The organism is Anaeromicrobium sediminis, assembly GCF_002270055.1.
Lineage (GTDB): Bacteria > Bacillota > Clostridia > Peptostreptococcales > Thermotaleaceae > Anaeromicrobium > Anaeromicrobium sediminis.
In genome coordinates, this window is the sequence record NZ_NIBG01000001.1 from 299,370 (window position 1) to 314,572 (window position 15,203).

General features: G+C 33.2%; 13 protein-coding genes. 1 reads left to right on the top strand and 12 read right to left on the bottom strand.

What is annotated here, in order from left to right; translation table 11 throughout:
• Nucleotides 1-203 precede the first annotated feature (203 nt).
• The 8 genes from CCE28_RS01490 to CCE28_RS21980 all read right to left on the bottom strand — a co-directional run bounded on the left by CCE28_RS01490 (nt 204) and on the right by CCE28_RS21980 (nt 8,778).
• The gene (locus CCE28_RS01490) at nt 204-992 is read right to left on the bottom strand and encodes a formate/nitrite transporter family protein (RefSeq protein WP_095130250.1); all 789 of its coding nucleotides are present in this window, start codon (nt 990-992) and stop codon (nt 204-206) included.
• A gap of 820 nt (nt 993-1,812) precedes the next feature.
• The gene (locus tag CCE28_RS21975; RefSeq protein WP_176461589.1) at nt 1,813-1,983 is read right to left on the bottom strand and encodes a hypothetical protein; all 171 of its coding nucleotides are present in this window, start codon (nt 1,981-1,983) and stop codon (nt 1,813-1,815) included.
• A 67-nt stretch (nt 1,984-2,050) separates the two neighbouring features.
• The gene (locus CCE28_RS01495; protein ID WP_095130252.1) at nt 2,051-4,012 is read right to left on the bottom strand and encodes an ATP-dependent DNA helicase; all 1,962 of its coding nucleotides are present in this window, start codon (nt 4,010-4,012) and stop codon (nt 2,051-2,053) included.
• A 36-nt stretch (nt 4,013-4,048) separates the two neighbouring features.
• Nucleotides 4,049-4,243: a hypothetical protein gene (locus CCE28_RS01500; protein WP_095130254.1), complete on the bottom strand. Its 195-nt coding sequence runs from the start codon at nt 4,241-4,243 to the stop codon at nt 4,049-4,051.
• An 864-nt stretch (nt 4,244-5,107) separates the two neighbouring features.
• The gene (locus CCE28_RS01505) at nt 5,108-6,004 is read right to left on the bottom strand and encodes a helix-turn-helix domain-containing protein (protein ID WP_176461590.1); all 897 of its coding nucleotides are present in this window, start codon (nt 6,002-6,004) and stop codon (nt 5,108-5,110) included.
• A gap of 124 nt (nt 6,005-6,128) precedes the next feature.
• Nucleotides 6,129-7,031 (bottom strand): helix-turn-helix domain-containing protein, encoded by a 903-nt coding sequence (locus CCE28_RS01510; RefSeq protein ID WP_176461591.1) that lies wholly within the window; start codon nt 7,029-7,031, stop codon nt 6,129-6,131.
• A 55-nt stretch (nt 7,032-7,086) separates the two neighbouring features.
• Nucleotides 7,087-8,289: an aldo/keto reductase gene (locus CCE28_RS01515; RefSeq protein ID WP_095130256.1), complete on the bottom strand. Its 1,203-nt coding sequence runs from the start codon at nt 8,287-8,289 to the stop codon at nt 7,087-7,089.
• A gap of 351 nt (nt 8,290-8,640) precedes the next feature.
• Nucleotides 8,641-8,778 (bottom strand): hypothetical protein, encoded by a 138-nt coding sequence (locus tag CCE28_RS21980; RefSeq protein ID WP_176461592.1) that lies wholly within the window; start codon nt 8,776-8,778, stop codon nt 8,641-8,643.
• Between the two features lie 244 nt (nt 8,779-9,022).
• Between CCE28_RS21980 and CCE28_RS01520 the strand changes: the two genes are divergently transcribed.
• A complete protein-coding gene (locus tag CCE28_RS01520) occupies nt 9,023-9,418 on the top strand; it encodes a hypothetical protein (RefSeq protein ID WP_095130258.1) in 396 nt (131 codons plus the stop codon).
• Between the two features lie 672 nt (nt 9,419-10,090).
• On the opposite strand, the gene CCE28_RS01525 is transcribed toward CCE28_RS01520, so the two are convergent.
• From CCE28_RS01525 to CCE28_RS01545, 4 genes are all read right to left on the bottom strand, one after another.
• Entirely contained in the window at nt 10,091-10,708 is a 618-nt protein-coding gene (locus CCE28_RS01525) for a DUF488 domain-containing protein (protein ID WP_095130260.1), read from the bottom strand.
• 580 nt (nt 10,709-11,288) lie between these two features.
• A complete protein-coding gene (gene chrA, locus CCE28_RS01530) occupies nt 11,289-12,488 on the bottom strand; it encodes a chromate efflux transporter (protein ID WP_095130262.1) in 1,200 nt (399 codons plus the stop codon).
• Between the two features lie 497 nt (nt 12,489-12,985).
• Nucleotides 12,986-14,059 (bottom strand): radical SAM protein, encoded by a 1,074-nt coding sequence (locus CCE28_RS01540; protein WP_141228297.1) that lies wholly within the window; start codon nt 14,057-14,059, stop codon nt 12,986-12,988.
• The gene (locus CCE28_RS01545) at nt 14,037-15,164 is read right to left on the bottom strand and encodes a hypothetical protein (protein ID WP_095130266.1); all 1,128 of its coding nucleotides are present in this window, start codon (nt 15,162-15,164) and stop codon (nt 14,037-14,039) included. Before CCE28_RS01545 ends, CCE28_RS01540 begins: the two co-directional genes overlap by 23 nt.
• Nucleotides 15,165-15,203: the final 39 nt, after the last annotated feature.

Sequence of the window (15,203 nt, forward strand, 5' to 3'; positions counted from 1 at the left end):
TGACTCATCGTTTTATGGGTAATTTTTGTTTTTTGTCAAAGGTGTACTGATCGAACCCGCCAAAAAAGCACGTAATAGGGAACCATCCTGAGTTTTGATAACCTTTTAAAACATGAATGAAATACGCATTAAAATATGCAAAAAGACTAAAATGCCTAGCTCCATTAAAAATAGAGCTAGGCATTTGAATAACACTTTTTTATTTAGCTTGCTTTCTTACTACTTAAAGCAGGGCTTGCTACTCTTAAATCCTGATCCATGAAGTAATTAACACCAGCAACCAAAATACCGCCACCGATGAAGTTACCTACTGTAACAACACCAAAGCTTGTTAGAATTCCTGATACTGTTACTTCAGCGCCATTTACGAACGCCATCATTAGGTAGAACATGTTTGCAACAATGTGCTCTGTACCACTTAGTACGAATAATGCAATTGGGAACCAAATTGCAAAGATCTTACCAATAACTGTCTTTGCACTGTAAGCCATCATAACACCACTACATACGATAATGTTACATAGTACTGCACTGATAAACATACGTCCAATTGGCATTGTAGTTTTAGCTACTGCACTCTTGAATACAATTTCAAGCATTTTGTGACTAAAGATTCCTGCACCAGTACTTAGTAGAGCCATAATAATTGCTCCAACCAAGTTTGCAATAACAACAGTTACAAGCATCTTCATAAAGCGGTCTAGTTGAACCTCTTTCTTGTAAACACTTAAAATTGCCATACAGTCACTTGTGAATAGTTCAACACCTAATAACAGAATTGCGATGATCCCTGTTGGGAAAATAAGTGCGCCTAAGAACTTCCCTAAACCTGGATCAGCTGTATATGCTGCTAGCTTGAAGTACCCGATAGCACCCATAGCAATGAACATACCTGCTAAAATACCTTGTAGAATAAGTGCTCTAGATTTCTTTTCTACCTTACTTTTTCCAGCTGCTACGATGTAGTCAACAATTTCAATAAATGATTTCATGCTTTCCCCCAATTATATATTTTTATAATAATTTCCTTTCAAATAATATCATATTTCCAAGCGTATTACAAGATTTTAATAAAACTAGCGCTTTTTTTTGAATTGTTGCGTAATTAGAATATTTTCACCATCTTTTGCACCCTATGGCTTATTCGTGTGGATTTGCATGTTCCGAACCACTGACTTGAACCCACACAATGTATAATGGTTATTCAATTTCAAATCGCTTATAAATATAAACATAGACTGAGGTACATGTCCTCCAACTTCTACAAAAAAAATTACTCCCACAATCAATTAAATTGTGAGAGCAATTTATACAACTTTAGTAATTAACTATGTTCATATTACTTATTTTCTTTCATTTAACTAACCTAGTAGAAACCAAGAATATTCCTGAACTTTATACTAACATCATCAGAAGACAACACTATCCTATAATTTATGTTTTCCCGAACGTCTGAAAAATCCTCAACCTCGCTAAACTTTCTACAAGTATTGCATTAGTAACGTTTATATTTCATGTTAATATCATTCTACTCTTAAAACCTTATATTCACATACATCAACCATCACACCTATTTAATCAACTTTAGCAGTGGTCAGCACTCCACATGTATGGTGTGTTACAGTTACATAAAAATATAATATTATTTACTTAGAGAATATTACATTAATTCAAAAGACAAAAGGGTTTACTAATGAGAATAACCGTACCTAATGATTCTTTCTGTAGATTTCTATAAAATTATAATATTTATTAATAAATATCCCTGTAAATTTTAAGTTTTACAGGGATTATTGTTTTCTATATGATTGTTTACTTATTATTACTTCCAAATATCTTAGTTTCATCTATTGCTTCTACTGTATATCCATCAATTGTCCCTTTACCAAATGTTTTATTTTCAATAGCCTTTTTTACATAGTCATTTTTCATTATATTTTCAACAGTTATTTCCAGTTCTCCACTAATTTCTAATCGTGGCATTTTATGAAAATTTCTAATATTTAAAATGGCTTAAAAGAAAACACATTAAGGTTGATTTTTAGGCATATCACAGTAGGTCTTCTATTTTTCTTATTCTGGCTCCAGGGGGTAGAGCACCCATGACAACTTTTTCCCAAGGGGCTCCTATTACGGACTCCATGATAGCTATTGCCCCTCGGTCATCCTTTGTCCTAATTAACCTACCACATCCTTGCTTTAGTATGAGCCCCATTTCAGGATAGTCTACTGTCATCATTGGGTCAAATCCTTCTTCCTTTGCCTCTTTACGTTGTACTTCAATTAAAGGGTCTAGAGACGGAAAAGGAAGCTGCCAAACTATAAGAAGGGATAATGCCTCGCCAGGCACATCAATTCCCTCCCAAAAACTAGCACCAATCAGTACAGATGATACTTCCTCTCGAAATTTCCGAACAAGGTATCCCCGCTCTCCTCTATCCTCCCATAAAACCTCAAAGGGTAGCTGATAGTCCTTCAACCCAATTCTAATTTTTCGAACTTCATCTAGGGAGTTGGTAAGTACTAGAGCTCGTCCCCCATTTAGCTTTAATAAAGATACTAATTTTTTAATACCAAGGGAAAACTTAACATCTTTATAATTATTTGGCAAGCACTCAGGCAAATAGACAACAACTTGTTTTTCAATATCAAAGGCACTTCCAACCGTAGAGCAGGATGGTTTTTTTAACCCAAGAGTACGTGTAAAGTAACTAAAATCACCTTCATTGCTTAAGGTTGCAGAGGTAAACACCACAGGTAATCTCTTCTGAAACAAATGTATATCTAGCATTTTACTTAAATTCCGTGGAACTACCCAAAAGCTACCATCCAGTTGATCTACCCAAGTGATAACATCCATACTTTTATTTCTACCGAATCTGTCTAATGCCATCATTGCCCTTTCTATTTGAGTTTCGTATGTTTGTAGCAAACTTGCAGGTAGAGATTCTAGGTATAGTTCTTGTTCGATTTGTATCTCAAGGAGCAGACGATCTAAAGCCTTATGAAAAGTATCCGCTGCTTTAAGTAGTGTATCATCTACGCGAAGTGCTAATCGATCTGAACGCTTATCTGCAATCACACAATGATTAAGTTTTATAAAAAAATAAGAACAAGCTTCTTCCAAAGCAAGCCTAATTGAAATTAAGGATTCCCTAGCTCCCTGGATTTCTTCTAGGGAGCTGGTAATGTTATCTATATCCTCCTTAATAATTTGTCGCCCTGCCCGCATGGCTGCTGGAAGTATAACTTTATGCCCTTCATCAAAAATGACTGCCGAATAACTGGGAAGTATAGGCAATTTACCATCAGCAATTTGTTCATCTCGTGTCCATAGGTCATCAAAAAAGATTTCATGATCAGCAATAATTAAGTCCCTGGTAGGTCGATAATGTTCCCTGGCTTTAACAAGTTTACAAAACCCACGGCTAGAACACAGATCACAGGACATAGACTCATCCCACCCAATCTGCTTCCACACACGATCCGGTACAAGTGGCATTTCTGAACGTTCACCACGATTAGTTTTCCCTAACCATTGATTAATCTCATCAGACATTGTATTTGATTTCTCGGTAAATAGACTACTAGATTCATTTACTCGCGCATCGCAGATATACTGACGTGGGTCCTTGGCCATTCGTGCATCTATCTCTAGTCCAAGTATATGAGAAAGGGTCTGAATATCTCCATTAGGCCCTGCCAACTGTTCTTGGAGTGCTGTCGAGGCACATGCAATCACTACAGGTTTCCCGCTGAAGCGAGCATAGGCGATTGCTGTGAGTACGTAGGCGAATGTCTTTCCTGTACCGAGTCCGGCTTCAGCTAAGTGAACTTTTTTATTGCAAACTGCATCTGCAAGTTGAAAGGCAGTAAATATTTGTTCCTCACGGACTTCATATCCGTGTTCTGGGAGGATATCGTAAAAAACCTGGCCAATCCATTCGGCCAATTTAACTGGAAATTCTTCTTTTTTATGGTATTCAAAGAGTTCTTTTAGTCTTGCAAACATGCTTTATTCCCTCCTGCTTTACTTTGCGGATTTTATCTAAAACCGTAGCGTATCATTCCATTCCCTTAATTTTACACTATCATTACTAACATCTTTAATAATAACGGAATGTTCAAATTTATTTAATTCTTGTTCGACTCTATCAGCCATTATGAGTACATCTGTTTTATTTGTTTTAGATAGCCCTCTTATTTGTTCATTTAATGATGCATCATTTATTAGAATAACCATCCCATTGCCTTTATATTTTTAAATTCCTTTGTTTGGGGTAAAATTATATTTATTCCTTATCTATATTTTGAGCTTATTTAATATCGCTACTCTTGCGACACTAGCCCCTATTCTACTTCCCTTTATCTGCTCCCTCAGCTCCTCATCATCAATAAGCTTTCCAGCGTTCTCCATGGCCAATATGACAGAACCAGAATTATATCTTTTAGGAAGTGTGGTCATTATTACACTTCATTTTCAAGTATATTTCTAAAGTATAAACCATAATTTCCTAGACATTGAAAAAAGTCCCTAGTTTATTAGTCTATGAGAACATAAACCACACTAAAGAAAAAGGGGCAAAATGACCTAAAGGCTTTTCATAAGCCTATTTCCTGTCTATCAACTCCATACACTCAACATGTGTAGTATGTGGAAACATATCTACCAGCTGGGCTTTTAAAGTTTTATATCTATTTTCATCTAAATATTTCAAATCCCTAGCTAGGCAGATGGATTGCATGATACGTATACTATCATAAGAGGATTCATATTAAATAATGTATCTAGGAGCATTTCATCACAGCCATTTCTAGGGCTCACTACGGTCATATCTCATATCATTACATCTTCATAGATTTTATGAACTACTTCCTCTGCGTTATCCATATTATTAACCTTTACATTAATTTTTTCATCTTCTATTATCTCTCTACCTTATACCTGCTTAGCCTTTTGATTTTGGAATAATGAAGTCTCAACATAAAAAATATTCAGGAGCTTTCTTTCCTGAATATATGTTTGTAAGTACGTGATATTAAATTTTATTCTAACTATGTATATCCTAGAACTTCTATAGGATCAGCTTTAATCATTACAAATATCTCACCTTCTATATTCAGATGGTGACATACCTGTTTTTTTCTTAAAAAGCTTGGAAAAGTGTCCTGGATATTCAAAGCCTAGCGTATATGCAACCTGGGCAACTGACTCTTCTGTACTTAAAAGTAGAGATTTTGCTTTTTCAATTAACTGAAAATGTATATGCTCTTGGGTATTTTTTCCTGTCTCTTTCTTCAATACATCACTTAAGTAATTGGTTGAGTATCCCATTTTTCCAGCTAGATATTTAACTGTAGGAAGTCCATTATCCACTAAGTCTTTTGACTGAAAATAATCTGTAAGAAATGTTTCAAAACGACTGATCACATCTTTATTGGCACTGTTTCTAGTAATAAACTGTCTACCATAAAAGCGTCTAGCATAGTTTAAAAGGACCTCAAGATTAGATACAATCAACTCATCACTATATATGTCTGAATTTTCATTAATTTCCTCCTTAATTGTATTGACTATATTATTTATTGTTTCTTCTTCTTGTTCAGACAAATGTAATGCTTCACTAGAGTCATAGGAGAAAAAGGTGTACTCTTTTATCTTAGAATTTAATTGGCTTTTTCTAATTAAATCAGGATGAAAACACAGCATCCAACCTTTTGCATCACTTGGTGTATGTTCCACAGTCCCAACTTGTCCAGGAGCTGTAAACATCATACTACCTTCGCTAAAATCATAGTATTGCCTGCCATATTTAAACTTACAATTATGACCATCCTTCAAAGAAATTGTATAAAAACCAACAACCATTTGTCTATTTTCATATTTTGATGAGAATTGTATATTGTTTATATCTATTAGTGTTATCAATGGGTGTATTGGTTTATCATAACCTAACAACTCATGAAGCCTTGTTATTGTATCTATATTAATTATCTGTTCCATTTTCAACACCTTCCTTTGCCTAAGAATGTAGCTACCATCATTATACAATAAAATAAAAGTGTATTAAAGGTTAGTAAAAAACCTCAAACATTAGGTTTAATCTAACATTTGAGGTATGATTCTATTATGATTTTTTTCGATATGACACAGGAGACATGCCCGTCTTTTGTTTGAAGAATTTTGAGAAATGGGAAGGATATTCAAATCCAAGCATAAATCCTATCTGAGATATTGGTTCATTAGTTCCCAATAAAAGATTTTTTGCCATTTCAACTAATTGAAATTGTATATGCTCTTGAGTATTCTTTCCAGTTTCCTTCTTTAGCAAGTCACTTAGATAATTTGTTGAATAGCCCATTTCTTTTGCAATATATTTAACTGTGGGAATACCCTTTTCTACTAGATTTTCCTCTTCAAAGCATCTTCTCAGCAACATATGAAATCGTGTTATCAGATCTTTATTTACATTATTTCTAGTTATAAATTGTCTTCCATAAAACCGCTTAGAATAATTTAGTAGCATTTCAATATTTGAGACAATTAAATCTTGACTATATATGTCAATATTTTGACTATATTCTTTTTTGATGGATTGAACAATATTTGTGATAACTTCTTTTTCATTCTCTGATAAGTGAAGGGCTTCACTGGTATCATAAGAAAAAAAAGTATACTCATCTATTTTGTTACCCAGTGAACTTCCTCTAATCAAGTCTGGATGAAAGCATAGCATCCACCCCTCCATCTCACTTGAACTCTCCTCTACAACAGCCACTTGCCCTGGACTTAAAAACATGAGACTACCTTCACTAAAGTCATAATAGCCACGACCATATTTCATTCCACAGCCTTTACCTTTCTTTAAGGCAATTGTGTAATATCCTGTCACATATTTAGTATTAATATATTCTATTCTAGGTTTCATATTATTAAAATCAATCAGTGTAATCAATGGATGTTTGGGCTTTTCATACCCTAATAGTTCATGAAAAACTGAAATTGAATGTATTTCTACTATTCTATCCATATAACCACCCTTCTAATCAGCAGCTTTATCTTAGTAAATTATAACTTCAGAATATCTAATTGCTTTTTCTCTTCATCATTCGTTTCCCAACCCAGTTAAGAACCTTACCCGTTACATCGTCAAATTCTGATGACACTTTTTTCAGTTCCTTTCTGATTTCAATATGCTGTGGACAATGCTTCTCACACTTCCCACAATTTACACATTGTGATGCCCTAGCTAGTTCTCCACCTGTAAGGCCCCCCATACCTATTTCATACATCAATCTTGCATTTATAGTTCCAAACATGTATTTATCGTTATATTTGCTGAAGCACTCAGGAATGTTTACACCTGCTGGACAAGGCATACAATAAGCACATCCTGTACATGGAATCTTAGTTAATTCCTTATATTTATCCCTTACTTTCTCAATCAATTCCACTTCCTCTTTTGATAGACTATTTGTTTCAGTTGTATTGGCACCATTAATGTTCTCTCTTATATGTTCGTCATTGTTCATTCCTGATAAAACACATGTAACTTCTTCATGGTTCCATATCCATTTGAGAGCCCACTCAGCTGGGTTTCTTTTAACCTTTGCCGTGTCCCATAATCCCTTGACTTCCTTTGGAACCTTATTAGAGAGACTACCACCTCGAAGGGGTTCCATAATGAATACTGCAATATCCCTTTCAGCAGCATATTTTAATCCTTCAGTTCCAGCCTGATTGTTTTCATCAAGTATATTATATTGAATCTGACACATATCCCAGTCATAATCGTCCACAATATTTTTAAAAGCCTGAATATCGCAGTGAGCTGAAAATCCTACATGTTTAACATGTCCTTTCTTTTTTGCATCACTAAGAAATTCAAGTACGCCCAAAGATTTCATTCTATTCCAAGTTTCTTGGTCCATAATACCATGAACTAGATAATAATCAATTGAATCCAGCTGTAATTTACTCAGTTGCTCTTTAAGTATGCTATCCATATCTTCTCTCTTTTTAACTAACCAGGGTGGAAGTTTTGTAGCTATCTTAACTTTTTCTCTCAAGCTTCTATCTTTAAAGACCTTCCCTAAAAACCTTTCACTTTCACCATTATGATATGGATATGCCGTATCAAAATAATTGACACCTTCTTTAATAGCATATCGAATCTGTTCTTCTGCTTTCTTTTCATCTATCCGTCCTAATCTGGTTGCTAAACGCATACATCCAAAACCTATTGTTGAAATCTCATCCCCTGTTTTAGGTACAACTCTATATTTCATCCGAAAAACCTCCTCTAGTTCCATATATAATTTTATAATCAGTTTATAATGTTCTTCATATTACAGGAATCACAGTTCTTCTATATTGTCACATTCTTATATTTCCTTATGTTAAATTCATTATATTAAAATTCCTTCATTTAATGAATGTATCTATTACTGATAAACTTATACATTTTACTGTTTAGTGTATATTTCTTCACTCATATGTCGAACTTACTTTTTATTTAATTGACTAGCTAACATTATCAATTCTTCTAAATCTGTATTTGATTTTTGCATGGATTCACTTTGAGCTTTAATAGAATCAGCGATTTGCTCAGTGGCCTTTGTTGCTTTCTTTGAAGCAATTTATGAGTCATCTATTAATAATACAACTTCTTCTTTATACATAGAATCATCTTTATTAATCATACATTTATGAACTATGGAAGAAAATGCATATTTTTCAGATATAATTATACATTTCACAGATAAATGAAATTTCACTTGAAAAATCAGTATTATGTTAGACTTTTTCAATAAATTTCTTTATTTACTCTGCATCCTCACAACGGTCTCCACATGCTTGGTGTATTACCATTAGCATATATAGAACACCTTTAAATATTATCATGTCAATGAATCGTATCTCCTATTGTCACACTTTTCTAGTCTATGGCCTTCATAGATAGTGTATTTGTAAACGATTTATGGTACAATAGATAATATCTTTTCTAAAGGAGTGAACTTAATGGACATTACTACTGTGTATACTGTTGGTGCAGTACTAATTTTAGGAATTGGTGTAACTATCGCATTTTATCATTATAGAAAACGAAATCTAGAGAAATTATTCAATCATGTTTATGAAACAGCAAAACAGATACCCAAGCAAAAGAAAAATAGTTTTCTATTACTGATGTTTAAAGAATCTCTATCGGCATCAAAACATAAATCGAATACAACTTCTATTGCTGGTAAACTTAACAACCCTAAATATTTAGAAGTCCAATTAGTGCAAATGTCACGAATTCTAAAAGATACCTCAAAAGTACAGGATAAAACAATAAAAAAATCACTGCATTTGCTTAAGGATTATCAGGCATGGGAAAAAGACAAGATGGATAAAGATAAAAAAATAGTCTAAGCCAACGCATAATAATAGCTTATAGAAGCACTTAAAAATACTTCTATCTATTTTACTCTAAGGGTCACTTAATACCTAAGGAATACACTGAAAATAGAATAACCCTTATTTGACTAATCTAATTAAGTCAAGTAAGGGTTATTTGTTATTATTCAATTTTCAAAACAAAACTGAATATCTAAACTCAAATCAAGTCACTTTCTATCTATCCTCATGACTGTCTCCGCAGGTGTGGACTGTTGTATGTAGTAAATCTAAAAATAGTGCAGCAGGATACAGACATAAGCATATTGCATTAAAGGAAATCATCTACTCAATAAGTATCGCATATTTATTTTAGATATGAAATTAGCTTTATATATATATGAAGATATAGATGCATAAATTGTGTTCAATATTATAAACATATAAGCTAATCATTTAGATGTACTATTTTTTAATCAGAAAGATACCTATAAAGTAAACTAATATATTTTAAATACTGAATACTAAAATATATTAGTTTACTTTATAGATGGTATAATTATAATTAAGAGCCTATCAGAAATTATAGACTATGTAATAAAAAAACTAAAGGCATATATAGGGGGCTATGAAAAATAAGAGTGTCAAGAGAGCGTGGTTGTCTACATACGTATATTATGTTTTCAACAACTCCATCCCCTCTACAAATTAACGGTTAATTTTCTCAACTCTAAACCCTATTTCTTTATTGCTCTTCTTATAGCATTTCTTTATTAACTCCTCCTTTGATATTTCCATACCCATATAGGTATCAATTGTTAGTTGGTCCCTGTTTGCAAAATATTTTTCTAAAAGCCTTTCTTCCAAATCTTCTTGAGATGCCAGTGTATAGTCATCTAATATATGTTTTAAATTAAATCCATATTTTATCAATGCTCTTCCTAGTAATGTACACCTATGACAATTGATAGGATCTTGCATTGCGCCCACTAAGGCAATTCTATATCCTTTTTCACAGCCATCTTTTAGCCGCTTTATACCATTTAAGAAGTTTTTGTCATATGCTACCTTTTCAAAATCAGCAAAGCCTTCTTCTGTATATAAGCTTTTATCTTCCCTTTGAACTGCAAATTCCTTTCCCATGTAAATATATATATACCCCTTACCAATTAATGTTCTTGAAAAGGATTCTTTATTAAATTGAATATTATATTTTGAATATGGTGTTCCTCTAATGTCTACAATACAATCTATATCATAGAAGTTCAACATATTTAGAAATCTATCCATAGAATAATTTGAATGTCCTATTGTAAATATATCCATACTTCACTTTCACCTTCTTCTAAACACATCCATATAAGTGATATTAACAATATTATTCCAGATACTAAATCTAATATTCTAAATACGCTTCACTTTAATTTTATATTTTGGGGATGAGTCTATTTCTTTTCTATCAACGCAATTATCTAGATATGTGTTTTGTTAGCATGATGATACTGGTACACGGAATTATAGAAGTTTACGTAGGAGTGAGTTAGACCCCCCTTGGGTTATGCTTTTACGAAATTCTACTAAATCACCTGCTAAAGCCACTTCACCCCTGTTATCTTCCCTTCCAATTTTCCACACCAGGCCTGTTAGCTCTGAATATATCCTTCAAGTATTGTTCATAAGCCTTGTTCTTTTATTATTTTTATATACTTATCTCTACAATCTTTTTCTAGCCTTTAAATTTCTACAAAGTAGTAAGCAATATTACATCTTATTCAGCTCAGACAAATTAACTCATCATTAAGCAAAGTTTTTTGTCTCAGCATTTCCCAACTAAGTTTTCAATACAAAGCGCCCTAACGTTCACTTAGAGTGCAAAATATTTGAAAATAACTTTATATGGAAATTTTTACACAACAAATCCTGCAATTAGAGCTATTAGTACAATCAATGGTGCTGGGATTTTTTTTGTCAATAGTAGTATCACCGTTAGAAGTGTAACAACAATATTATCAATCACAAATCCACTCTTTTGCATGAGAATTACCGCAGATACAGCAATTAAACCACCAGCAACTGCATTGATCCCCTTTAAAGAAATTTTTATCCCTTTAATCTTCTTTAAGTTTTCCCATATTGGATAGATAAAATAAATTAAAAGAAGTCCTGGTAAAAAGATTCCTATTCCACCTGCTATGGAACCTAAGACTTGGGTTAATGTAGTACCACCACGAGCTGCCATTCCCCCTGCATAAGCACTAAAACTAAACATAGGTCCCGGTAGTCCTTGTACAAGTCCATAGCCTGTCAAAAATTCTTGATTTGTCATAAACTGCTTCACTTCTACTAGCTCACCATGCATTACGGGTACCACCACCTGTCCACCACCAAAAACCAAGTAACCATAGCGATAAAAACTTTCAAACAAATGAACAATTTGATTATCCCATATAAATGCAAGAACCATACTCCCTATAGTAAAAATTCCAAAGGCAATAAAATATGGCCAAGGAGGATTTAATTTTACACGATTCCATAGGTTCTTCTCTTTTGAGGTAATGATACTTACCATTCCCCCTATCATTAGAACCAATGGAAAAATCCATGGTTCCCTAATAAAGTAAGTAACTATGCCTCCTAGGAGTGATAACAATATAGTAGTATTATCCGTTACTACTTTGCGTCCAATGCGATATGCAGCTACAATAATAAAGCCAACTGCCATTGGACCTATATAACGGAGCCCAGCCTGAGATATATTCATACTATCTAAAAATTGGTACAGAAACGAAAGCACAGTCATCACCGTAAGTACTGGCAAAGCCCATACCAACATGGTCAGAAATGCTAACAATGGTCCTCCAGTTTTATAACCAACGGAAACCATCGTTTGTGTACTAGTTGGTCCTGGTAGAATACTACACAAAGCAATAAGCTCAACGAGTTCTTCTTCATTTAGATAGTCTTTCTTTATTACCATTTGATCTGTAAAAACACCATAATGAGCTGCAGGCCCTCCATAAGCTCCCAAAGAGCAAATGAGTACATCTTTTAAAAAGGTTCTCCATCGTACCCTATTTTCATTTTCCAAGTTTTTTTCTCCTTTCATAATAAAATCATCCTTTCAATTCCTAAATTCCTACATTTTACAATATTCTAATTTTCATATAGAACATTCTTGAGAAAAATTAACTTCCATGGTGTTTTGATATCGCATCCCGATATCGTTATCCGATAATTAAATTATATATTAGAGGTTAGTAGAAATGCAAGACAAAATTTCAAGGAAATTTTTCCTGGGTTTTGTTCAAATTCATATATGTCATCACGCTAAGCAAGAAACTTTCTACCAGGCTTCCATGATTGAAGAACTTAAGGAACATCGATATAATGCCCCATGGACTGAAAATCCCTCAAACTAACATCTGAGGGATCATGTAATTCAATGAAATATTTAGTTCCTAAAATATGTAGGACACTCCATCTCCCCACTCATTGCATCTTTAAAAAGTGTATCACAAATGGCCATACATCCACCACATATATCTGTGTGTACACATGTATGACACAAGCTGTCTATATGATATGTTCTATTTTTTAAAGACTTTATAAACTTACCGTCTGTATAGTATTCATAAATTGAATTAGCCTTTTCGTTCCCTTAGTATGACTATACGGTTTAAAAGAACCATCAGCATGAATAGCTATAAAGCTTTTGCCCGCCATACAACCTGAACGTTCTTTGTTAACACGCCCATTATTAAGATAAATTAGTAGGTTCGAATAGGCTGAGTCTACTTTAACTTTAATTCCCTTAACTTGTTTTATCCATTCAGCCAATTTGTAAAACTCGTCACCGGAGAGGGCATAATCTTCATAATCCTCTGTAGGAGATGGTTTGTATCGTAAAAGATTGATGTTTTTTACACCCATTTTTTTTGCATACTCAACCGTTTTAAAAAAAGTATCTAGGCTATCTTTGCGTATGACCATATTAACACCAAAAGATAAATCTGTACTACTTAAAATCTGGATTGCATTGACAGCATGCTGAAAACCATCTCGAGATTTTTCATTAACTAATTGTACAATTGAATTAAGAGAAATCTGCATATGGTTTAACCCGGCTTTAATAAGTTTACCTAGTAGTTCTTGTGATAACCCATAGCCACTGGTAGTCATTGTAGCGGACATTTCTGTCTTTGAAACATACTCAACAAAATCTACAATTTGAGAATGAACTAATGGCTCCCCACCTCCAATGGCGATCTGAAAAATTTTAAGTTTCTGTGCCTCATCAATATACGATTGAAATACATTTAGTGGCATCTCAATGGTACTAGTATGCCCTTTATAACACTGTAGACAATCTAGTGGGCATGCAGTTGTTATATCAATGTGTAGAGCATCAAGACGTAATTGATCTGGCTCTTCCTCTAATGTTTTTATAATCTCATTTAGACAAGAGGTTCTTGTAAGTATTCCAAGGGAGTATAATCGATCTATAAAGGGGGTTTTAATACCATTTTTTACATATTCTATTAATAATTCTTTTTCCTTATGGGAAAAAAAACCAGTCATGCCTGTGCTTTTTTCGAACAAGTATAATTTTTCATTATAGCCTTTAACTTGCATAGTATCTGTCCCCCTAATCAATCTACCAGAGTATTTGTTCCACATATGATCTAATTTTTTGTGGTACAAGTAATTTTAACTGAATATCATTATTTTTTCTCATAAAATATATTTTCCCATAATTAATAGACTCTGAAATAGGTTTATATATTTTTAATTCTACGGAAATACAACTATTAAATACTTCATCCGTAACAAATCCTAATGGTGCAATTTGCTTAGCGAATTCAATATGCCCTCTTAAGGTTTTGTCATGATATTTTTCACATAAACCCATCAAACATTCTAATTCAGTATCAACCTGACCCAATACCTTAGGTTCTTTCTCTTTGTAGGAGATTGACTCATAACGAAATTGTTTATACTTTTCTATCTCATTACAATGATAGGTATTTATAAATGGATTTTTACGACTGGTTTCAACGCCCTCAAGATTTAATATACGATCAATTGTCATATATAAATCCTTTGAAGGACAATCAATTTCTTCATATAAAAAATTTTCTGGGTGAATCTCATACCAGGATACATTACCTAAATTAGCTTCCGCATCAATCTCTAATTCTGGAAAAGCCAAGGACATCTTCTTTAATGCGTAATATTTTAAAACATTAGGCCCTCCTAAACAGCAATAAACATCCACAAACCTAATGGGATTATCTTGTTGTCGATTACAATAATCATCCCTACATATTTCATTGAAATTTGTATACTTTTTTTTAGCAACATCTGGTTCTAGAAAAAGTTGCATATAACCTTGAGTATAAGGATTAGGCCAAAAAACGGGTTGTATCAAATCTTTTTCTTTTATATCAGAATTATTGACTATACTTGTAATGAGCTCTCGTTTTACTTCTGGATATAGATTATATGGGTTAACATATTCATAAGAAATCTCAAAGGATTTAATGGAAGAACTAAGTATATCTTCCCACATTAAATCTAATTCATGTTTATAATAAGACTTGTTACAGAGTTTTCCTTTTCTTTTTGTATTTACTTTTGTTATTTTAATAGGTACATCTTTTCTTATTATTTTCAATTGTAAATAATAATTGACAACCTCTTTTAACTTCTCCATTTCAGGTGTTAAAATATTATAACTTGTATCCGACCCATCTATTTCATAGCCATCATAATACGAAAACATAACTAGCCTCCCCATACATATTATTAACATTTTTTTCTC